General features: G+C 68.9%; 23 protein-coding genes. 12 read left to right on the top strand and 11 right to left on the bottom strand.

Translation table 11 applies throughout. The features are described from left to right. Positions 1 to 233, top strand: a 233-nt coding sequence (locus A9X05_RS14370) for a CbiX/SirB N-terminal domain-containing protein (protein WP_304442447.1), incomplete at its 5' end; no start/stop codon positions are given. 63 nt (positions 234 to 296) lie between these two features. Here A9X05_RS14370 and A9X05_RS14365 read toward each other — a convergent pair. Beyond that, entirely contained in the window at positions 297 to 1232 is a 936-nt protein-coding gene (locus tag A9X05_RS14365; RefSeq protein WP_067782164.1) for a LysR family transcriptional regulator, read from the bottom strand. 168 nt (positions 1233 to 1400) lie between these two features. On the opposite strand from A9X05_RS14365, the gene fdxA reads away from it, so the two are divergent. Beyond that, entirely contained in the window at positions 1401 to 1727 is a 327-nt protein-coding gene (gene fdxA, locus A9X05_RS14360; RefSeq protein ID WP_067751337.1) for a ferredoxin, read from the top strand. A 6-nt stretch (positions 1728 to 1733) separates the two neighbouring features. Here fdxA and A9X05_RS14355 read toward each other — a convergent pair whose 3' ends face one another. After that, positions 1734 to 2405 (bottom strand): esterase, encoded by a 672-nt coding sequence (locus A9X05_RS14355; RefSeq protein ID WP_067782161.1) that lies wholly within the window; start codon positions 2403 to 2405, stop codon positions 1734 to 1736. Positions 2406 to 2513: 108 nt separating this feature from the next. Here A9X05_RS14355 and A9X05_RS14350 point away from each other — a divergent pair, with 108 nt between their 5' ends. Beyond that, positions 2514 to 3788, top strand: a complete 1275-nt coding sequence (locus A9X05_RS14350; RefSeq protein WP_067782159.1) for an alpha/beta hydrolase — start codon at positions 2514 to 2516, stop codon at positions 3786 to 3788. Here A9X05_RS14350 and A9X05_RS14345 read toward each other — a convergent pair. Continuing rightward, positions 3785 to 4405, bottom strand: coding sequence for a TetR/AcrR family transcriptional regulator (locus A9X05_RS14345; RefSeq protein WP_067782157.1), 621 nt, complete (start codon positions 4403 to 4405; stop codon positions 3785 to 3787). The two genes, A9X05_RS14350 and A9X05_RS14345, sit on opposite strands and share 4 nt — an antisense overlap. A gap of 62 nt (positions 4406 to 4467) precedes the next feature. On the opposite strand from A9X05_RS14345, the gene A9X05_RS14340 reads away from it, so the two are divergent. Both A9X05_RS14340 and A9X05_RS14335 read left to right on the top strand, forming a co-directional pair. Then, complete coding sequence (locus tag A9X05_RS14340) at positions 4468 to 4896, top strand: DUF1707 domain-containing protein (protein ID WP_067782155.1); 429 nt, start codon at positions 4468 to 4470, stop codon at positions 4894 to 4896. A gap of 9 nt (positions 4897 to 4905) precedes the next feature. Then, positions 4906 to 5670: an SDR family oxidoreductase gene (locus A9X05_RS14335; protein ID WP_067782153.1), complete on the top strand. Its 765-nt coding sequence runs from the start codon at positions 4906 to 4908 to the stop codon at positions 5668 to 5670. Positions 5671 to 5687: 17 nt separating this feature from the next. Here A9X05_RS14335 and A9X05_RS14330 read toward each other — a convergent pair whose 3' ends face one another. Together A9X05_RS14330 and A9X05_RS14325 are read right to left on the bottom strand one after the other, a co-directional pair. Further along, the gene (locus A9X05_RS14330; RefSeq protein WP_156670007.1) at positions 5688 to 6167 is read right to left on the bottom strand and encodes a hypothetical protein; all 480 of its coding nucleotides are present in this window, start codon (positions 6165 to 6167) and stop codon (positions 5688 to 5690) included. A 52-nt stretch (positions 6168 to 6219) separates the two neighbouring features. Next, positions 6220 to 6672 carry a protease inhibitor I42 family protein gene (locus tag A9X05_RS14325; protein WP_082950378.1) on the bottom strand — a complete coding sequence of 151 codons (453 nt, stop codon included), beginning with the start codon at positions 6670 to 6672 and terminating at the stop codon, positions 6220 to 6222. A gap of 98 nt (positions 6673 to 6770) precedes the next feature. On the opposite strand from A9X05_RS14325, the gene A9X05_RS14320 reads away from it, so the two are divergent. The 3 genes from A9X05_RS14320 to A9X05_RS14310 all read left to right on the top strand — a co-directional run bounded on the left by A9X05_RS14320 (position 6771) and on the right by A9X05_RS14310 (position 10819). Further along, positions 6771 to 7826, top strand: a complete 1056-nt coding sequence (locus A9X05_RS14320; RefSeq protein ID WP_067782151.1) for a DUF5685 family protein — start codon at positions 6771 to 6773, stop codon at positions 7824 to 7826. 180 nt (positions 7827 to 8006) lie between these two features. Beyond that, entirely contained in the window at positions 8007 to 9599 is a 1593-nt protein-coding gene (locus A9X05_RS14315; protein WP_067782150.1) for a Na+/H+ antiporter, read from the top strand. Positions 9600 to 9631: 32 nt separating this feature from the next. Further along, positions 9632 to 10819, top strand: coding sequence for an AAA family ATPase (locus tag A9X05_RS14310; protein ID WP_067782148.1), 1188 nt, complete (start codon positions 9632 to 9634; stop codon positions 10817 to 10819). A 79-nt stretch (positions 10820 to 10898) separates the two neighbouring features. On the opposite strand, the gene A9X05_RS14305 is transcribed toward A9X05_RS14310, so the two are convergent. After that, positions 10899 to 11531 carry a TetR/AcrR family transcriptional regulator gene (locus A9X05_RS14305; protein WP_067782145.1) on the bottom strand — a complete coding sequence of 211 codons (633 nt, stop codon included), beginning with the start codon at positions 11529 to 11531 and terminating at the stop codon, positions 10899 to 10901. Between the two features lie 38 nt (positions 11532 to 11569). Then, complete coding sequence (locus A9X05_RS14300; protein ID WP_067782142.1) at positions 11570 to 12739, bottom strand: aromatic ring-hydroxylating dioxygenase subunit alpha; 1170 nt, start codon at positions 12737 to 12739, stop codon at positions 11570 to 11572. A gap of 88 nt (positions 12740 to 12827) precedes the next feature. Here A9X05_RS14300 and alsS point away from each other — a divergent pair, with 88 nt between their 5' ends. The 3 genes from alsS (at position 12828) to A9X05_RS14285 (ending at position 16541) form a co-directional block, all read left to right on the top strand. Further along, a complete protein-coding gene (gene alsS / locus A9X05_RS14295) occupies positions 12828 to 14510 on the top strand; it encodes an acetolactate synthase AlsS (RefSeq protein WP_067782134.1) in 1683 nt (560 codons plus the stop codon). Positions 14511 to 14515: 5 nt separating this feature from the next. Further along, positions 14516 to 15313: an acetolactate decarboxylase gene (budA, locus tag A9X05_RS14290; protein WP_082970969.1), complete on the top strand. Its 798-nt coding sequence runs from the start codon at positions 14516 to 14518 to the stop codon at positions 15311 to 15313. 85 nt (positions 15314 to 15398) lie between these two features. Next, the gene (locus tag A9X05_RS14285; RefSeq protein ID WP_067782131.1) at positions 15399 to 16541 is read left to right on the top strand and encodes a glycosyltransferase; all 1143 of its coding nucleotides are present in this window, start codon (positions 15399 to 15401) and stop codon (positions 16539 to 16541) included. On the opposite strand, the gene A9X05_RS14280 is transcribed toward A9X05_RS14285, so the two are convergent. The 3 genes from A9X05_RS14280 to A9X05_RS14270 all read right to left on the bottom strand — a co-directional run bounded on the left by A9X05_RS14280 (position 16542) and on the right by A9X05_RS14270 (position 18204). Then, complete coding sequence (locus tag A9X05_RS14280) at positions 16542 to 17246, bottom strand: TetR/AcrR family transcriptional regulator (protein WP_067782127.1); 705 nt, start codon at positions 17244 to 17246, stop codon at positions 16542 to 16544. After that, a complete protein-coding gene (locus A9X05_RS14275) occupies positions 17230 to 17661 on the bottom strand; it encodes a hypothetical protein (RefSeq protein WP_067751378.1) in 432 nt (143 codons plus the stop codon). The genes A9X05_RS14280 and A9X05_RS14275 overlap by 17 nt, the downstream gene beginning before the upstream one ends. Positions 17662 to 17736: 75 nt before the next feature. Then, the gene (locus tag A9X05_RS14270) at positions 17737 to 18204 is read right to left on the bottom strand and encodes a hypothetical protein (protein ID WP_231968972.1); all 468 of its coding nucleotides are present in this window, start codon (positions 18202 to 18204) and stop codon (positions 17737 to 17739) included. Between the two features lie 78 nt (positions 18205 to 18282). Here A9X05_RS14270 and A9X05_RS14265 point away from each other — a divergent pair, with 78 nt between their 5' ends. Further along, on the top strand, positions 18283 to 19134 hold the full coding sequence (locus A9X05_RS14265; RefSeq protein WP_067751379.1) for a sulfurtransferase: 852 nt from the start codon (positions 18283 to 18285) through the stop codon (positions 19132 to 19134). Positions 19135 to 19137: 3 nt separating this feature from the next. On the opposite strand, the gene A9X05_RS29750 is transcribed toward A9X05_RS14265, so the two are convergent. Then, positions 19138 to 19989 (bottom strand): 5'-methylthioadenosine/S-adenosylhomocysteine nucleosidase, encoded by an 852-nt coding sequence (locus tag A9X05_RS29750; protein WP_231978377.1) that lies wholly within the window; start codon positions 19987 to 19989, stop codon positions 19138 to 19140. Between the last annotated feature and the right edge of the window lie 84 nt (positions 19990 to 20073).

Genomic DNA, 20073 nt, shown 5'->3' with positions numbered 1-20073 from the left:
CCCGGCCCGAGGCGTCGGTGCACCAAGCCGCCGCCCACCTGCGTCGCCGCGGCGCGCGCCGGCTCGTGATCGCGCCCTGGTTCCTGGCGCCGGGGCTGCTCACCGACGGCGTCTCAACCTTCGCGCGGGACAACGGTATTCCGATGGCCGCGCCCCTGGGCGCGCACCGCCTGGTCGCCGAGACGGTGCTCGACCGCTACGACGAGGCGCTGGCAGCCGACGCCGCCGCATGAACGTCGACTTGTTGCGGGGATACGCCGCGAATTCCCACGACAACTCGACGTTGGCGGCAAACCCTAGGCCCTAACCCGGCTGACGATGTGGCTCAACATGTCTCGCACCGCCCCCGCCGGTGGCGTGCGCCCGCCCACCCAGATGGCGCGAAACTTCCGCCGCAGGTCCAACTTCGGGATCGTGACCGCGCTCAGCCGCCCGACGGCCAGGTCGTCGGCCACCGCAAGCCGGCTCATCGCCGCCGGTCCCGCCCCGGCGAGCACGGCCGCGCGCATCGCGGCGGCCGACGTCAGCTCCAGCACCGGTGGAGCCTGTTCCATGTCCTCGCCCAGCACCCGACGCAAGGCCACCGTCAGCGAATCCCGGATGCCCGAATGCGGTTCGCGCGCGACGAGCGGGGTCTCCGCGAGTTCGCGGGCGGACACCGCCCGCCGCGTCCACTTGTGGCCCGGCGGCACCACGATCACCAACTCGTCCTGGCCCACCACGCAGGTACCCAGACCCGTTGGCGTGCCGGGATTTTCGACGAATCCGAGATCGACGCTGCCGTCGCGGACCGCGGCGATGGCGTGCTCGCTGTTGGTGGCCGTCAGAATCACCTGGGGCGCGGAGCCGCCGCGCCGCGTCGCCTCGGTCTGCAGCGACAGCAGCCAGTGCGGCATCAGCTGTTCGGAGATCGTCTGACTGGCCGCCACCCGGACCCGCTCGCGGCCCTCCTTGCGCAGCGAGCCCATGCCCGCGTCGATCTCGGTGGCGACCTCGAGCAACCGTCTCGCCCAGTCGGCGACGATCAGGCCCGCGGGCGTCAGCTGCGAACCGCGGGTGGTGCGCACCGCCAGCGTGACCCCGATCTGGGCCTCCATCGACGCGAGCCGCCGCGAAATGGCCTGCTGCGTCAGCCCGAGTTCGCGCGCGGCGCGGCCCAGGCTGCCGGTTTCGGCGATCGCCAGAAACACCTCGAACGAGGCGAGCTCGGGCATCCGGGGGCTGAGCGGCATGGCATCACATCACAATCAATTCGTGTGACACAACGATAGCTTGTGACTCCACAACGCCGCGTGGCCTACTCTCGCCCGGTCGGGACGAGAACGATGGAACGGATGACCCTGGCCGGTAGCGCGTCGGCCGCGCTAAATTAGCCAGCCAGACAAGGAAGGACAACGCTTGTGGCCTATGTGATCGCCGAACCGTGCGTCGACATCAAGGACAAGGCGTGCATCGAGGAATGTCCCGTCGACTGCATCTACGAGGGCGCGCGGATGCTCTACATCCACCCCGACGAGTGTGTGGACTGCGGCGCGTGCGAGCCGGTGTGCCCGGTTGAGTCGATCTACTACGAGGACGACGTGCCCGCCGAATACGGCGAGTACACCCAGATCAACGCGGACTTCTTCACCGAGCTCGGCTCCCCCGGCGGCGCGGCCAAGGTGGGGCTGACCGAGAACGACCCCGCCGCGGTCAAGAACCTCGAGAGCCGGGCCGAAGCCACCTAGGCCGCCTCACCCGAGCAACGACGCGAGTTCGGTACGCGGCACCGAGAGCCGTTGGGGTCCGTCGACCTGCGCGAGCACCTGCCCCTGGCTGAAGAAGAAGATCACGGCGTCGTCGGTGAGCGCGAAGTTCTGGTACGCGTCCACCCCGGGGTCGCCGAACGGAAGCGGGCCGAGCTCGCGCCGGACGATCGGGTTTAGCACGGCCAACGGGTTGGCGCCCGGCTTGAACAGCGTGTCGAAGGTGATGGGCGCGCGCTTGCCGAGGTCGTAGGTGAAGGCCTTGTACGACGTCACCGGGTGGGCGCCGAGGTCCTGGTTCATGTCCAGCACCACGGTCTGGGTGCCGGAAGTAAGCGCACCGGACCGGAAGGCGGTCCCGGTGATGGTCAGCAGGTAGGGCGGCCGGTCGCCGGGCGGATGCGCCTTGGCGTCGTCGGCCCATTCGTCTCGCGTGTGGGTCACGTAGTCGGCGAGGGGCGCCTGGTCGGGATAGCCGACGGGAAAGCTCAAGTCGAGCGTGTAGGTGGTCGTCACGATGTGGCCCCGGCAGATCTGCGCCGTGTCGACGGTTCCGCCGACGTCGGCGCAGGCGGATTGGGCGCTGGCCGTCCCGGCGGACGAGAGGGCGGTCACGGCGCAGGCGGCCGCCGCCAGCGACGCCTTCAGGGTCATGGTCATCGCCGGGTCCGTTCCGTCCGTCGCCGCTCGACGCAGCGGTCTTGTGCGGTAAGTAGGCACCGTACGCGTGCCTACCGATCCCAAAACCCCACCTCGTAAGGTGAGCCCATGCGGACAGCTCGAATCATGCATGTCATCCGGCAGATCGGCTCGTTGATCGTCACGGCGGTGACCGCGGTGTCCACGCTCAACGCCTACCGGCCGTTGGCGCGCAGCGGATACGCCTCGCTCTTCTCGTTCATGTTCGGCGTGGTCGTCACCGAGTTGCCGCTGCAAACGCTCGTCAGTCAGCTCGGGGGCTTGGCGTTGACGGCCCGACGCCTCACCCGGCCGGTGCGATTCGCGGCGTGGACGGTGGCGGGCGTGTCCGCGCTCGGCCTGCTGAACTTCAGCCGCGCCGGGCACAAGGCCAACATTCCGCTGACCGAGGCGCTGGACGAGGGCCTTGGCGCGTCTCGTCTCACCGAATCGGGTGATCTGTGGCGCCGGCCGGCCGGCGGTGGCACCGCCAAGACGCCGGGCCTGCTGCGGATGATGCGCATCTATCGCGACTACGCCCACGACTCCAACATCAGCTACGGCGAATACGGCAGCGCCAACTACCTGGACATCTGGCGCCGTCCCGATCTGGACCCCACCGGCAAGGGCCCGGTGCTGTTCCAGATCCCGGGCGGCGCCTGGACGACGGGAAACAAACGCGGACAAGCTCATCCGTTGATGAGCCACCTCGCGGAGTTGGGCTGGATCTGTGTGTCGATCAACTACCGGCACAGCCCGCGCAACACCTGGCCCGCCCACATCGTCGACGTCAAACGCGCCCTGGCGTGGGTCAAGGCGCACATCGCCGAGTACGGCGGCGATCCCGAATTCATCGCCATCACCGGCGGTTCGGCCGGCGGCCACCTCTCGTCGCTGGCCGCCCTCACGCCCAACTTCGCCGAATTTCAGCCCGGCTTCGAGGACGCCGACACCCGGGTCCAGGCGGCCGTGCCGTTCTACGGCGTCTACGATTTCACCCGGTTCAACGACGCGATGCATCCGATGATGCCGGCGCTGTTGGTCAAATCCGTTGTCAAGCAACGGCCGTCGACCAACATGCAGCCGTTCGTCACCGCTTCACCGGTCAACCACGTTTCCGCCGACGCTCCCCCGTTCTTCGTCCTGCACGGCCGCAACGACTCGCTGGTGCCCGTCGAGCAGGCGCGTGCGTTCGTCGAACGACTGCGCAAGGTGAGCACCCAGCCCGTGGTGTACGCCGAATTGCCGTTCACCCAGCACGCTTTCGACATCTTCGGTTCGGCACGCGCGGCGCACACCGCGGTCGCCGTCGAGCAATTTCTCGCCGAGGTGTACGCGACGCGCCGCCAGGCCAATGTGGCCTAGCCGCCGAGCATTTGGGCCACGACGCCGGCGATGACGTCCTCCGGCTGCTGCGCGATGCCGACGCTGACCAGCTCGCCACCGATCGCCAGCGACGCGACGCCGTGCACCAGCGACCACAGTGGCGCGGCGAGTTCGCGCGGGTCCTGACCGCCGACGACACCCGCATGCTGGCACGCCGCGATCGCGTCGAGTAGGTCCGCGAACGCCTGCTCGCCGGCGATGGCGAGGTCGGGGTGGTCGGCCTTCGACAGCTCGGCGCCGAACATCACCCGGTAGTGGTCCGGGTGCGCGACGGCCCAGCGCACGTAGGCACGGCCGAGCTCGATCACCCGATCCTTGGGCTCGTCGGTGGACGCGGCCGCGGCCAGTTCGGCGTGCAGGTCGCGAAAGCCCTGCTCGGCCACCGTCGCCAACAGCGCGGCCTTGTCCGCGAAGTGCCGGTACGGCGCGGCGGCGCTGACGCCGGCGCGCCGCGCCGCTTCGGTCAGCGTGAAACCCTTCGGCCCCTTCTCCGCGACCAGCGACAGCGCGGCGCTGGTCAGCGCCCGTTTCAGGTCGCCGTGGTGGTAGCTGTCCCTGCGCTTCGAACCGGTCGGCGATTTTCGCTCACGTGCCATGTTGACGAGATTAACATTAGGGACTATGTTAAGGCCATTCACATCCGAAGGAAGGGGACGAAATGAACCAGCAACTCATGGCCCCCCGCGCCGGCGACCACGACCGGGAGAGGGCGGCCGCGCGCCTGGGCCAGGCGCTCGCGCAGGGCTACCTCGATCTGGGCGAGTACGAGCAGCGGGTGCAGGCCGTGTTCGGCACGCACACCACCGGCGAGCTCCGGGAGCTCCTCGCCGACCTGCCGCTCGAGCGGATCCGGCGCGCCGACCCACGCCGCCGCGCCGCCCGCGTCGAGGCGGCGCGCCGCAGCGTGCGCATTCACCTCGCCGGCTACCTCCTGATGACCGTCGTCGTGCTCACCGTGTGGGCGGCCGTCGCCGCGACCACGGACGCCACGTACTTCTGGCCGATCTGGCCCATCCTGGGCGCCGGCATCGGACTCGTCAGCCACGCGCTGGGCATCCGCCCCGCCGTGAAAACCGTTGCGAAGTAAGGGGTTGCCATGTCCCTGGCAGTCATCACCGGCGCCAGCTCCGGGTTGGGCGCAATTTTCGCCGACCAGCTGGCGCAGCGCGGCATGTCTTTGGTGCTCGCCGGGCGCGACGAAGCCCGGCTGAACGCGGTGGCGCAGCGCGTCGGGCAGCACGTCGAGCTGGTCGTCGGCGACCTCAGCACCCCGGCCGGCGTCGACGCCCTGGTGGCCCGGCTAGCGGGGCGAGAGATCGACGTGTTGGTCAACAACGCGGGCTTCGGCACGTACGGCCCGTTCGCGGAGGTCGACGACGGGCGCGAGCATGAGCTGGTGGCGGTCAACGTCGACGCGTTGGTGCGGCTGACCCACGCGGTGCTGCCCGGCATGCTGGCCCGCCGCCGGGGCGGGATCCTGAATGTGGCGTCCACCATCGCCTTTCAGCCCGGGCCGTATCAGGCCACGTACGGCGCGTCGAAGGCGTTCGTCTTGTCGCTGAGCCAGGCGCTGTGGGCGGAGACCCGTGGATCGGGCGTCACGGTCACCGCGCTGTGCCCCGGACCGACCCGCACCGGCTTCGTCGACGCGCTGGGCTCGGACGTCTCGCACACCGCGATCTATCGCCGGCTCGCGGCGCCCGAACCGGTCGTGGCAGCCGGGCTGCGCGCGCTGGACCGGGGCCGCGCCGTCGTCGTGCCCGGGTGGCGCTATCGGGCGATGACCACCGGATCGCGGTTGATGCCCGGCTGGGTGTCGGCGCTCGTCAGCGGGCGCATGCTGCGGCCCGCCGCGGCGTAGCGAAAACCGTTGAGCCGCTATACCTTGGGGCGCACGCCGACCGCCCGGTACACGAACACCGGCTGCACCGGGAAGCGCAGCGTCGTGGTCGGCAGCTTTTCCAGCACCTCGTCCGGGATCGACTTGCGGTAGTTGAGCTTCATCGACCCGCTGAAGGCGGGATCGACGCCGTGCAAGTCGATTTCGAGCTTCATGCCCTTGCCGGTGATCGTCGCCCTGGCCGGCCCCTTGCTGGTGTCCCACGGGCAATCGATCGACCGCAGGTTGGCGTCCCCGCGGGTGGGAAGCGTGGCAAGGATCCGCGCGGTGGTGAACGCGAACGCGCCCGTGTAGCGGGACACTCCCGAGGCCGAATAGACGCCCGGCACGTGGCCGCCGAAGTGCCGGTTCACCCCGACTTTGCCCGCGCTGAAGATCATCCCCTCGGCTTCGAGTTCATCGCGCAGCGGTGCGGGCAGTTTGCCGATCTCGGACAAGTTGCGAAGAAAGCCGAACACGTCCAAGACCGTAGCCCGAGCGCGGCGCGCTCGCATTGGTTTGCCAGAGCGTTTACTGCACCGTGACGTTGGCCGTGTAGGTGCACGACGGTTGCGTGTCCTTGCCGACGAAGCTGGTGTAGGCGGTGCCGATCGTGGTGGTCCCCGGCTTCAACGCCGTGAATTTCCACACCTCGGTGCCGGGGGCTCCGAGCGCGTCGGAGCTCGGCGGCACGAACTGGTGGCTCTCCTGCTTGAGGACGCCCGGGTCGCCGATCTTCATCTCCGGCGCCCACCGGTACGGGGTGGTGTAGTTCGAGCCCAGCTTCACGACCAGCGTGTTGCCGACGGTCAGGGTGATGCTCTGCGTGACGACGCTCTGCGTGAGCACCTCGTTCATGGGCACCTCGAGCGTCTTGGTCGACGGCGGGTTCCTGGACGCGAAGTGGCAGCCCACCAGCATCGGCGAAACGAGCATCGCGACGGTCACCAAGAGCTTGATCTTCCCGACAGTCATCGAGCCCATTATGTCCTGGAGCCCCGTCGCCGCGCCGCCGCCCACCAGACCATCCCACGCTCGGCGTTTCGATCGCGCGTTTGCTGTGGGTCCGGTAGCTTCTGGACATGTTTGGCATCATCCGGCCCTGCCGTCACCGGCTCGGCGGCGAGCTGGCGGCCGCCTGGACAGCCCAATTGTGCGGATTGTGTCTGGCGCTGCGCGACGATTACGGCCAGGCCGCCCGCATCGCCACCAACTACGACGGGCTGGTGGTCTCATTGCTGGTCGAGGCGCAGTCCCCGGGGCAGCCGGCCCGCCGCACCGCCGGGCCGTGCCCGCTGCGCGGCATGCGGCGCGCGGACGTGGCCACCGGCGACTGCGTGCGACTGGCCGCCGTGGTGTCGCTGGCGCTGGCGGCGGCCCGGGTCCGTGACCACGTCGACGACCGCGACGGCATGGTCGGCGTGGCCGGGTTGCGGCCTGCGGCGCGCCGCATCGCCGAGCGCTGGGTGCGCCAGGGCACCGACACCGGTCACACCCTGGGCTTCGACACCGGCGTGCTGGTCGCCGCGATGGACCGCCAGGCGGCGCTCGAAGCCCAGGCCCGTCCGGGCAGCTCGCTGCTGATGGTGACCGAGCCCACCGAGACCGCCGTCGCCGAGGCGTTCGCGCATACCGCCGTGCTGGCCGGCCGCCCGCACAACGCGGCGCCGTTGCGCGAGGTTGGGCGGCTGTTCGGCCGGGTGGCGCACCTGTTGGACGCGATCGAGGATTACCGCGACGACGTGGCGCGCGGGAAGTGGAACCCGTTGGCGGCGACCGCAACTCCCGCGGCGGCGGCGCGCGCCCTGTGCGACGACGCGGTGCTGGGCATCGAGCTGGCGCTGGCCGACGTGTCGTTCACCGACGGGCGGCTGGTCGATCGGCTGTTGACCAACGAGGTCCGCCGCGCGATCAAGCGCACCTTCGCCCAGGCCGGTTTCACGGCCAAGAGCGGAACGCCGCGCGGCCAGCAGGAGCCCATCAACTTCGGCGACCAGCCGATCGAGCCCGGCGCCGAGGAGGGAACGCCGAACCCCGGGCGCAAGTCGCGGCGCGGCGACGGAACCGGCTGCTGGTGCTGCTGCGAGGGCTGCGATTGCTGCTGCGACTGCGACGACTGCTGCTGCGACTGCACCTGAGCCCGCAACCAGTAAGTGCTTCTCGAATTTGATATCGCCGGCGCTATCACTTTCGAGAGTCACCAGATGCCCGCCACAGGGTGCGCGTGTGACCGGTGAGACCGCCCACCCAGCGAGCTGACCGCGGCGCCGGCCAAACCCCAAGCCGCGCAATCCGATCATGTCCGGCAGGATGGGTTGGTGTTTGGCCTCGTCCTGATCGTTGCTCTCGTCTCCACCGTCATCGTCGGGACGGTCCTGGGCCGGCGCTACCGCGTTGGCCCCCCGGTGCTGCTCATCGTGCTCGGCACGTTGCTGGGTCTGATCCCCAGCTTCGCGCACGTGCACGTCAACGGCGAGATCGTGCTGTTGCTGTTCCTGCCGGCGATCCTGTACTGGGAGGGCCTGAACACCAGCTTCCGCGAGATCCGCGCGAACGCGCGCATCATCGTGTTCCTCAGTGTCGGCCTGGTGATCGCGACGGCCGTCGCGGTGTCGTGGACGGCGCGGGCGCTCGGCATGGATTCCCACGCGGCCGCCGTCCTGGGCGCCGTGCTCTCCCCCACCGACGCCGCCGCGGTGGCGGGCCTCGCGAAGAAGTTGCCCCGCCGCTCGGTGACCGTGCTCAAGGCCGAGAGCCTCATCAACGACGGCACCGCCCTGGTCCTGTTCGCCGTCACGGTCCACGTCGCGATCGGGGGTGCGGCGATCACCCCGATCGACCTGGTGGGCCGATTCGTCGGCTCCTATCTGGGCGGTATCGCCGCCGGGCTGTTGGTCGGCGGGGCGGTGACGTTGCTGCGCAAGCGGATCGACGCGCCGCAGGAGGAGGGGGCGCTGAGCCTGCTGACGCCGTTCGCGGCGTTCCTGCTGGCGCAGAGCATGGACTGCAGCGGCGTGGTCGCCGTCATGGTCTCCGCCCTGGTGCTCGCCTACGCCGGACCGGTGGTGATCCGGGCGCGGTCGCGCTTGCAGGCGTATGCCTTCTGGGACAGCGCGACGTTCCTGCTCAACGGCTCGTTGTGGGTGTTCGTGGGCGTCCAGATACCGAACGCGCTGCGCGGCATCGTCGGCGTGGACGGCGGGGTGCGCCACGCCCTGTTCATCGCGCTCGCGGTCACCGCCGTGGTGATCCTGTCGCGAATCTTCTGGGGCGAGATCACCGTCGCGCTGATCCGACTGATCGACCGTCGCGAGGCGCAGCGCGAGCGCCGGGTCAGCTGGCGGCAGCGCTTCGTCACGGCCTGGGCCGGGTTCCGCGGCGCCGTGTCGCTGGCGGCGGCGCTGGCCGTGCCGACGACCACCCTCAGCGGCGCGCCCTTCCCCGACCGCAGCCTGCTCATCTTCATCGTGGTCGTCGTGATCCTGACCACCGTCCTGGTTCAAGGGACCACGCTGCCCGCCGTGGTCCGCTGGGCGAAGATGCCCGACGACGTCGCGTACGTCGAAGAATTGGAGCTGGCGCGAACCCGGGGCGTCCAGGCGGCGCTCACCGCGTTGCCCACCGTCGCCGACGAGGTCGGCATCAGCGACGACCTGCGTCGTCGGCTGCAGAAGGAATACGAGGAAAGGGCCGCGCTCGCCCTGGCCACCGAAGGCGGCTCGACGAACAACCGCCTGGTCAAGAAGAAGGAGCTGGTCCGGCGGGTGCGGCTCGGCGTGCTCGAACGGAAGCGGCGCGAGATCACCGCGCTGCGCAACCAGAACCTCATCGACGACATCGTGCTGCGCGAACTGCAGAACGAGATGGACCTCGAGGAAGTGCAACTGCTCGACGAGGCGGACGAGGCTTAAGCCCGTCGGTCGTCGACCGTACAGTCGGCCCCATGTTGCACACGGTGGCGATCCGCGGCTACCGCTCGCTGCGCGAGGTGATCCTGCCGCTGGGGCGGCTGTCGGTGGTCACCGGCGCCAACGGCGCAGGCAAGTCGTCGTTGTACCGCGCGCTGCGGCTGCTGGCCGACTGCGGCCGCGGGGAGGTGATCGCCTCGCTCGCCCGCGAGGGCGGGCTGCAGTCCGCGCTGTGGGCCGGACCCGAGGAGCTCAAGGGCGCCCGCCGGACGGGCAAGGCCCAGGGCACCGTCCGCACCCGGCCCGTATCCCTCGAATTAGGCTTCGCCTCAGACGATTTCGGCTATCTGGTGGACCTCGGCATCCCGCAGATGGCGGGAATCAAGTCGGCGTTCGGCCGCGATCCCGAGATCAAGCGGGAAGCGTTGTTCGCCGGACCGGTGCTGCGCGCCAGTGCGACGCTGGTACGCCGCACCCGCGACTTCGCCGAGATGAGCGCGGAGTCCGGCCGCGGATTCGACGAGCTGTCCCGCTCGTTGCCGTCGTACCGCAGCGTGCTGGCCGAATATGCCCACCCGCACGCGCTTCCCGAACTCGCGGCCGTGCGCGAACGGCTGCGCGGCTGGCGGTTCTACGACGGCTTCCGCGTCGACGCCGGGGCGCCGGCGCGACACCCGCAGGTCGGCACGCGCACCCCGGTGCTCTCCGATGACGGCAGCGATCTGGCCGCCGCGATCCAGACGATCATCGAGACGGGCTTCGACGACCTGAGCCGCGCCGTCGCCGACGCGTTCGACGGGGCCACGGTGTCGGTCGCCGTTCACGACGGGCTGTTCGACCTGCAGCTGCGGCAGCGCGGCATGCTGCGCCCGCTGCGTTCGGCCGAATTATCCGACGGCACACTGCGATTCCTGCTCTGGGCCGCCGCGCTGTCCAGCCCGCATGCGCCGTCGCTGATGGTGCTCAACGAACCGGAGACCTCGCTGCATCCCGACCTGGTGCGTCCGCTCGCGGGGCTGATCCGCACCGCCGCCACGCGCACGCAGGTCCTGGTGGTCACCCATTCCCGCGCGCTGCTCGAATTCCTGGACACCGTCCCGGTGGCCGACGCCGACGGGGACGACCGAGCCGTCGAGATCGAGCTGTACAAGGAGTGGGGCGAGACGCGGGTCGCCGGCCAGGGCCTGCTGACCACGCCGCCGTGGGACTGGGGCAAGCGCTAACGGCCGAAACGCCCCCGCCCCCGATCGAGTGTGCTCCTATGGCGGCGTCGCACGGCGTGTCGCCGCCCTGGGCGCACCCTCAATGTGCTGAGCGCACACTCGAATCCGTGGCGGGCTGAAAATGGGTGATCGCGGGTGCGACCCACTGGCGCAGGTAGTTGCGCAACTCGTCACCGGACCGCGGCGGTCGTCCGGGATCGACGATGAACGATTGCAGAACCCGAAGCATGAATTCGACCAGGCCGTCGCGCCTGTCCTCGGTGATGCCGACGCTGTTCCAGTCCACGTTGAAGCGGTCGATGATCGAGCGCCCCAGCGAGAGCGCGACATCGGAGGTCACGCTCGCCGAGTAAGACGCCGCCTTCTCGGAGGTCAACAGCAGCCCCAGGTATTGGTCCTGGGGAAGCAATTCCAACGTGTGAGCGATACCCTCGACCACCGCCTCGGCGGGGTCGTGAATGGCTTCCAGGTGGGCCGCCAGCCGGTCCAGGGACGGACCCGCTTCCGACAACGCCGTCGCCACCAGCAACGCATCGGTGCTCGGGAAATAGCGGTACACGGTTTGGCGGGTGACCCCGAGATCGCGCGCGACATCGCTGATTTTGATGTCCGCGCCCGACTGCTGTATCGCGCGGCTCGCCGCGGCGATGATTCGCGCAATGGCTTCCTCGTCGCTCGACGGCAATGCGCCGGCCCAGCCGTGTCTGCGCATCTACGGTGCCCTCACGCTCAATATGGTCGCACGAGAACTCAGCCCAGCGCGACGCCAATCTCCTGCGCGAACACCTTGATCATGTGTTGCACGCCGATCTCGTTGCGGCCGATGATCATATGGTCGTGTTGGCCCTGGCGCACGCCCTCGCCGCACTGCGGCAGCATCGCGAAGTCCTCGTCGCGCACCGCCGCGTGCACCGCGTCGTAGATCATGTCGTAGCCGCTGCGCTGGTCGTCGCTCGTGGCCGGGATGCGCGCCAGCCAGCTGTGTCGAACGGTGCAGCGGGTCGGGGCCCCGGCCGGCAGAATGTCGATGACCTCCACACCGACGTTGCTGTTGGCCAGGATCAGGTTTGGGTAGATCCAATAGATCAGTCCCATGTTGTCCCGCACGTCCCACGAACCGTTCGGATCGGCATCGAGGTTGACGATCCAGTTGAACGGAAACCCGAGCCGGTGGTGCTTGCCGTACTCGTCGTAGATCGCGACGTTGGGCAGCGCGTTTTGCCCAATCAGGCTCTCGCCGTGGACAAACGGAAAGTGGTAGCCCTCCGCGAACGCCTCCAACGCCCCCTTCCAGGACACCTCGGAGGTGAATTCGCGATGCGCGTGATACCCGAATGATCCGTAGTCGAGTTCGGCCAGCTGTGAAGCCACCGGTCCCAGATGCGCGTCGACGTCGATGGACGCGTCGGCGCTGAGCACCGCCCAGATGAAGCCGTAGGCCTCCTGGCTCGGCAACTCCACCAGGCCATAATCGCCGGTGTCCATGCCGGTGAAGCCGGATTTGCCTGGGATGCTGAACAATTCGCCCGTGTTCTGGTAGGTCCACGCGTGATAGGGGCAGGTGAAACGAGAGGCGTTGCCCGCGCCGCAGGCCGGCATCGCGCCGCGGTGGCGGCAATAGTTGAGGAACACGCGGCTGACCCCGGCGCGGTCGCGGGTCACCAATAACGAAGTGCCCAGCACCGAGCGGACTTCGAAGTCGTTGGGGCCGGGGATCTGCACGCTGGGCAAGATCGCCAGCGGGGTCCGCCGCAGGATCTGCGACTCCTCGAAGTCGGTGACTTTGCCGTCGCGGTAGTAATGCAGCGGCACCCGCAGCACTTCCGCGGCCAGGTCGGTCGTCTTGGTCAGCACCAGCCGCAAGGCGCGCCGTGTCAGGTCTTCGCTGAGCTCCGCCGGGCGCACGCTCTCGATCGTCACAACTGGGGACCATACACCAGAGCGATCATGGATGGTCAACCCACGCGTAGAGGTCGCAACGCACCGCGACCCGTGCTTGGCTGGATGGATGGCCCCCACGAATCGCGGTGATGCCGTGCGCAGCGCGCAGCGGGTCGTCGACGTCCTGTCGGCCCAGGGCGTGCAGTTCGTCTTCGGTGTGCCGGGCGCGAAGATCGACGCCGTCTACGACGCGCTGCTCGACTCCGGCCCTCGGCTGGTGGTGTGCCGCCACGAACAGAACGCCGCCTTCATGGCCGGGGCCATCGGTCGCCTCACCGGCATCCCGGGCGTGGTGCTGGTGACGTCCGGCCCCGGCACCACCAACCTGGCCACGGGGCTGTTGACCGCCAACACCGAACAGGACCCGGTGGTGGCGCTGTGCGGCGCGGTGCGCCGCGTGGATCGCCTCAAGCGCACGCATCAGTCCATGGACGCGGCCGCCATGCTCAGGACGGTCACCAAGTTCACCGGCGAGGTCAACGACCCCGACAACGCCGCCGAGGCCACCATCGGCGCGTTTCGCGCCGCGCTCGGCGAACCGCGCGGCGCGGCCGCGGTCGTTCTCCCGGCCGATGTGTTGGCCGCTCCGACGACGGCGAGCATCCCGGGCCGGCAGCCGATTCCCCAATTGGCCGCCGCCCCCGCCGCGTCCATCGCCGAGGCGAGCGAGCTGATCCGCGCCGCGCGCCGACCCGCTTTGCTGGTCGGCATGCGCGGCGCCGACCCCGACACCTGCCTGGCGCTGCGCGCCCTGATCGCCACGACCGGGCTGCCGGTTGTCGAGACCTTCCAGGCCGCGGGCGTGATCTCCCGCGCGTTGGAGGACAACTTCTTGGGCCGGGTGGGCCTGTTCCGCAACCAGCCCGGCGACGTCGTCCTGGCCCACGCCGACGTCCTGGTCACGGTCGGATACGACTCGGTCGAATACGACCCGGTGCTGTGGAACGACGACGCCGCGCGCACCGTCGTGCACATCGACTCGGTCCCCGCCGACATCGACAACCACTACCAGCCGACCACGGAGCTGCTCGGCAATATCGCGGCGACGCTCACCTCGCTGACCGACAAGCTGGCCGGCCTGACCCTGACAGACACCTATCAGCACGAGATCGCCACGCAGCGAAAGGCGTTGAGCGACATCGACACCACGGCAGGCCGCACCGAGCCCGAGGGCCCCGGCCTCAACCCCGTCGCCGTCGTGCTGCGGCTGCGGGAGGAACTCGACGACACCGCCACCGTCACCTGCGACGTCGGCTCCGTCTACATCTACCTGGCCCGCCATTTTCGCGTGTACGAGCCGCGGCGTCTGCTCTTCTCCAACGGTCAACAGACCCTCGGCGTCGCGCTGCCATGGGCCATGGCCGCCTGCCTGGTGCGGCCCGGAACTCCGGTCGTGTCCGTCTCCGGCGACGGCGGATTCCTGTTCTCCGCGCAGGAACTCGCGACCGCGGCCCATCTCGGGCTCACCTTCACCCACATCGTGTTCCGGGACAACGCCTATGACATGGTCGGCTTCCAGGAAGTCTTGAAGTACGGCCGCAAATCCGGTGTGCAACTGGGTGATTACGACCTCTTCTCCTACGCGGCGGCCTTCGGCGCCCGCGGCCACCGGGTTACCACGCTGGACGAATTCACCGCGACCCTGCGCCAGGCGCTCGCCGAGGACGGCCCCTCCCTGATCGACGTTCCCGTCGACTACAGCCACAACACCGATCTCGCCGCCCAGCTGCACGACGACCCCTTCGAATAAGGATCATGGACACACATTCGGGTGCCTACGAGCGTTTCCGCCACTGGGCGACAACGCTTCTCACACACCAACGCGTCGACGACGCCGAGGTCTATCAGTTCTCGACGATCGGCGCCCTGCTGGAGGGTGTCTACGACGGCGACGTCACCGTCGCCGAGATCCTGCGCCACGGCGACTTCGGGCTGGGCACCTTCAATCATCTCGACGGCGAAATGGTCATCCTCGACGGCGTCTGCTACCGATTGCGCGCCGACGGAACCGCCGGCCGGGCCGCGCCGACCGATCGCAGCCCGTTCGCGGCGATCACCCGGTTTCACACCGATTTCGAGATCCCGATCCGGACCCGCACCGGGCGCACGGAGGTGATCGCCGCCATCGACCGCCGGATCGCCAGCGCCAACCTGATCTACGCCGTCCGGATCACCGGGCAGTTCGCCGAGCTGCACACCCGCACGGTGATGGCGCAGCAGCCGCCCTACCCGCCGCTGACCCAAGCCACCGAGGAGCAGGCCGAGAAGGTGTTCACGGACGTGCCGGGCACGGTGGTCGGGTTTCGCACCCCCGACTTCGAGCAGGGGATCTCGGTCGCCGGCTATCACCTGCACTTCCTCAACGGTGACCGCACCGGCGGCGGGCACATCCTCGATTTCACGCTCGAGCATGGGGACGTCGCGGTCAGCGGGGCGTCGCAACTGCATCTGAGCCTGCCCACCTCCGGTGACTTCCTCGGCGCCCGGCTGTCCGGCACCGACATCGCCGAGCGGATAAACAAAGCCGAAGGCCCCAAAGGGGGCTCACAGTAGCCGCTACGCCGGAATTCATGGACTGTTCAGGCCAGCGTCAAGTCCACATTGTTGAGTGCACACGCGCACCGCGTGTCCTCACGTTATGCGTGTTGTACAGGTCGCCAACTTCTATGGCCCTCGCTCGGGCGGCCTTCGCACGGCGGTCGATCGGCTGGGCGCCGAATATTGCGCCGGTGGCCACGAGGTGTTCCTGATCGTTCCCGGCCAGCGCGCCGAACGCAGCCAGCTGCGCACCGGTGTGGTCCGAATCACTTTGCCCGCTCGCCTGATTCCGCTCACCGGCGGCTACCGCGCCGTGATGCCCGGGCCGGTCAAGGCTCTCCTGGAGGCGCTGCGGCCCGACGCGTTGGAGGTGTCCGACCGGCTCACGCTGCGGTCACTGGGCCGATGGGGCCGAGACCACGGTGCCACGACAGTGATGATCTCCCACGAGCGGCTGGATCGCCTTGTGGGACAGATACTTCCGCATCGCGCGGCGGTGAAGTTCGCCGATCTGGCCAACGCGCGCACCGCCGCCGATTACGACACCGTGGTGTGCACCACCGGTTTCGCGCGTGAGGAATTCGACCGGATCGGCGCGACGAACACCGTGACGGTCCCGTTGGGCGTGGACCTGCAGACCTTTCATCCGCGCCGGCATTCGTACCTGCTGCGGCGCCGCTGGGCCGCGCCGACGCAGCTGCTGCTGGTTCATTGCGGTCGGCTGTCGGTGGAAAAGCGCGTCGACCGCAGCATCGACGCCGTCGGCGAGTTGCGCCACGCCGGGGTCGATGCCCGACTCGTCGTCGTGGGTGAGGGTCCGTTGCGGGCCAGGCTGGAACGCCAGGCCGCGCGGCTGCCGGTGGACTTCACCGGTTTCGTCTCCGATCGGCATACGGTGGCCGGGCTGCTGGCGTCCGCCGACGTGACGCTGGCTCCCGGGCCGCACGAGACGTTCGGGCTGGCCGCGCTGGAGTCGCTGGCCTGCGGGACGCCGGCCGTCGTCTCGCGCACCTCGGCGCTGACCGAGATCATCACCGCGGACAGCGGCGCCTCGGCGGACAACCACCCGGCCGCAATCGCGCGGGCGGTCAGCGCGGTCACCAGCCGCCCGGAGCACCACCGCCGCGTCTCGGCTCGACGCCGCGCCGAGGACTTCACCTGGCATCGGGCGGCGACGGGCATGCTGGCGTCGTTGGGGGCGCCGACGCTCGACGACCCCGGCGACGCCGAACACACCGCGTAGCTAATAGGTTCTCGGCAGCGCGGCAACCAGCGCTTCGACCTGTGTTCGCGCGAGCGTGGTGACGCTTCCGTCGGGCAGCCCGAGGATGCGGTCGATGGCCAGGCCGTGCAGTCTGAATCGTTTTGTCATGCTGTCGATCGCACGCTCCCGGGCGGATTCGTCGGGCGCCTGCAACACCGCGACGATGGTGGAATTCGTGCGCGCGGCAAGGCCGTAGATCATGTCGGCGACGCCCTCGGGATCGAAGGTGTCGAAGACACCCTCGGCGACCCCCTCTTCGATCAGGCGCGTCAGAAGGGGCAGGACCAGCGCTTCGTCGACCGCTGTTATCCGTGCGTAGAGGTGGGCGTTGTCCGGTCGCAGCAATGACGCCATCGCGGCCAGCTGCTCCGACACATTCATCTGCATCTTGACGTCAAACCCGGCCCGCAGCAGGGCGTTCAGCCGATCCAGCGCGTCACCACCACTTCCGGCGACCGCATCCTCGACCCCGGCGAACGCGGCCCGCGCGCTGCGCTCGGCCAAGGCCGCGATCAACGCGTCCTTCGATGGAAACCAATGGTAGAAGGCACCTTTGGAGACGCCCGCGTCGGCGATCAGATCGTTTAGGCTGACGTTGTCATATCCGTCACGCAGAAACAGCACCGCCGCCCGATCGAGCAGATCCGCGCGACGGACGTCGGGATGCTTAACTACCCGAGGCACTCTCGGGCTTCCAGCCGACGTACGTCAGGTATAGCCCGACGGAGGCGAGGAAGATGAACAACACCCATAGCGCCGCAGTCGCGCCGGAACTGTAGATGGCGTTGCCGGCCGCGTCGTAGGCCCGCGGCAGCGTCAGCAACAGCAGACCACGGATGAAGAAGAACCAGCCCACGGCCGACACGACGATCGCCGCCAGACCGCGCCAATATTGGTGAAAGGCAATGATGAAAATGCCGCCCATCAACAGGATGGCTCCATACAGCCACGGCCACATGGGATTTGCCTTGAACTCGGTGAATAGTTCCTGCATGTATGAACCGCGGATTGCGATCGTGGTCGGCACGATCGACATGTAGGGGCCCAACACGCGGGCGAACATGCGGGTCCGGGTCTGCGATTGCTCGGATGCACTCATTGCGCCACCTCCCTGGCTTGCACCGAGAATAACCGACCGGTGGTCGGTATGCTAGACCAACGGTCGGTCGGATTCTTAGAAGTCGGAGGCCGCCCACGATCCGGGCGGGTAAGGCGGAACCGCGCCGGTGAAGGCGCCGTCGGTGAGCCTGCACAGAGTGTCGGAAATCGTTCCGGCGTCGGCCAATACCTGCGGATCCCCGCCCGGCACCACGCGCGCGACCACCGCCTGCCAGGAGTATCCGACGCCGCCGTGCTCGTACCAGACGAACCAGTCCGCACCGTGACTGCCGGCGCGGATCAGCCGGCGGAACGGCAAGGTCGGATCGCTGACCGAGTCCGTCGCGTTGAAGGGCGCCCCGACGTCGGCGATGGGCGGTAGGAGCTTGAGCAGTTCCGGGGGCAGCTGGGACACATGCTGCACCTCCTGCACGGGTGTCGTCAGGGCGCAGTGAGTGTTCGGGATCGCCTGCGCGGGCGTGGCCGTCAGCAGCGCCGACGCGAGCGCAAGGCACCCGGTGACTTGGTAACTGATGCGCGCCATGACATTGCTCCATCTGCGGTCCTACTGAGCAGGACGCTACGCCACCGCTTTGCTGAGCGAGGCCGCTAGGCTGAATCGGTGGAACCGCGGGACCAGGTTTTGATCACGGCCACCGAGTTGGCCGGCCTCATCGAGTCCGGCGCCCCGGTGGCCATCGTCGACGTGCGCTGGCGGCTCGACGAGCCCGACGGACGGCCCGCCTATCTGGAGGGACACCTACCCGGCGCGGTGTATGCGTCCCTCGAGGACGAGCTCAGCGACCACTCGGTCGCCGGTCGCGGCCGCCACCCGCTGCCGTCGGGCAGCAATTTGCAGGCAGCGGCGCGCCGCTGGGGTGTCCGGCAGGACTCGCCGGTGGTGGTCTACGACGACTGGAATCGCGCCGGTTCGGCGCGCGCGTGGTGGGTGTTGACCGCGGCCGGCCTGCCGGACGTCCGCATCCTGGACGGCGGCCTGGCCGCCTGGCGAGCGTCGGGTCGGAGCCTCGAAACCGGGCCCGTCACACCGCAACCCGGGAATGTGACTGTGCCGCATGACGATCTGCGCGCCGGGAACCGACCGTCCCTGACCGCCGAGCAAGCGGGCGCCGGTGTCGTGACGTTGCTCGACGCGCGGGCGCCCGAACGCTTCCGCGGTGAGGTCGAACCGCTGGACCCCGCGGCCGGGCACATCCCCGGCGCCTTGAACCTGCCGAGCACGGCCCTCCTCGCCGCCGACGGCACGTTTATCGCCGGTGATGCACTCACCCAGCTGCTCGCTGAGCGCGGAATCCGTGACGGTGCGTTGGGCGCCTACTGCGGTTCGGGCGTGACGGCCAGCGTCACGGTCGCGGCGCTGGCGGCGGTGGGCTTGAACGCGGCGCTGTTTCCCGGGTCGTGGTCCGAGTGGTGTTCGGATCCGGGGCGCGCGGTGGCGGTCGGCCCCGCCTGAGGGTCAGGCGCCGCCCCAACTTTGCAGGAAGGCGGCGGTCACCCGGGCGGCGTTGTCGGCCGCGATCCGCTTGTAGCAGAAGAACTGAAACGGAAAGCCCGGCAGGTGAAGCGGGTCACCCGGCCCATCCGTGATGCCGCGGATGCCGAGGAACGGGACACCGTGCTCGTCGGCCACCGTTTGGGCGGCCGCGGTCTCCATGTCGGTCGCGTCGAAGGCCGGGTCCGCCGCCGACACGATGTTGAGGTTGCTGATCAGGGCGCTTCGCACCCACCGTCCCGCCGCCGGGCGGAAGTTGCCGGTGTATCGGTATGACCGGTCGGGCGCGCTGCGCGGTTGGCAGCCAAAAACGTCCCCGCCGTTCGGGATGCAGGGGAACGCCACGCCGTTGTTGTTGTCCCAGCTGTATCCGTCGCCGCCGACCACGACTTGCGGCCGGCGCCGCAGATCGATCCGGCGGGCGACGCTTTCCAGTGCGACGCAGAGCGTTTCGGCCGTCGCCAGCATGGTGGGGTCGACGGGTCGAAACGTGTTGCCGTTGTCCAGTGTCCAGCGCGCCGGTATGGCCACATCCGCGATTTTGGTCCGCGCCGCCCCGCCGGCGACGCCCGAAAACACCACCGCGCCAATCGCGAATCGGGTCAAGGCGGCCTCGGTCGTGTCGGCGGCGTTCACCAGGCCGATGCCGGTCATCGCCACGATCACTTTTTGGCCCGCGATCGAGCCGAGGTAGAAATGCCTGCGGTCGACGATCGCCACCGGATCGGGATCGAGCGTGGTGTGCGACAGCACCGCGTCGGCTTCCGCCGGAAAGGCCGACAGCACCAGCATGCGTCTTTCGCCATCTACACCCACCGCACCAGTAAACGCCACCAGACCTCGTGGCTTCGCCGATTCCGGTCCGCCATGGCCACGTCAGCGGCTAGTCTCAGCGGCACT

This window comes from Mycobacterium sp. E3298, from assembly GCF_001666895.1.
Lineage (GTDB): Bacteria > Actinomycetota > Actinomycetes > Mycobacteriales > Mycobacteriaceae > Mycobacterium.
Note: the sequence above shows the minus strand (reverse complement) of the source record. Positions and strands in the feature narration are given on the sequence as shown.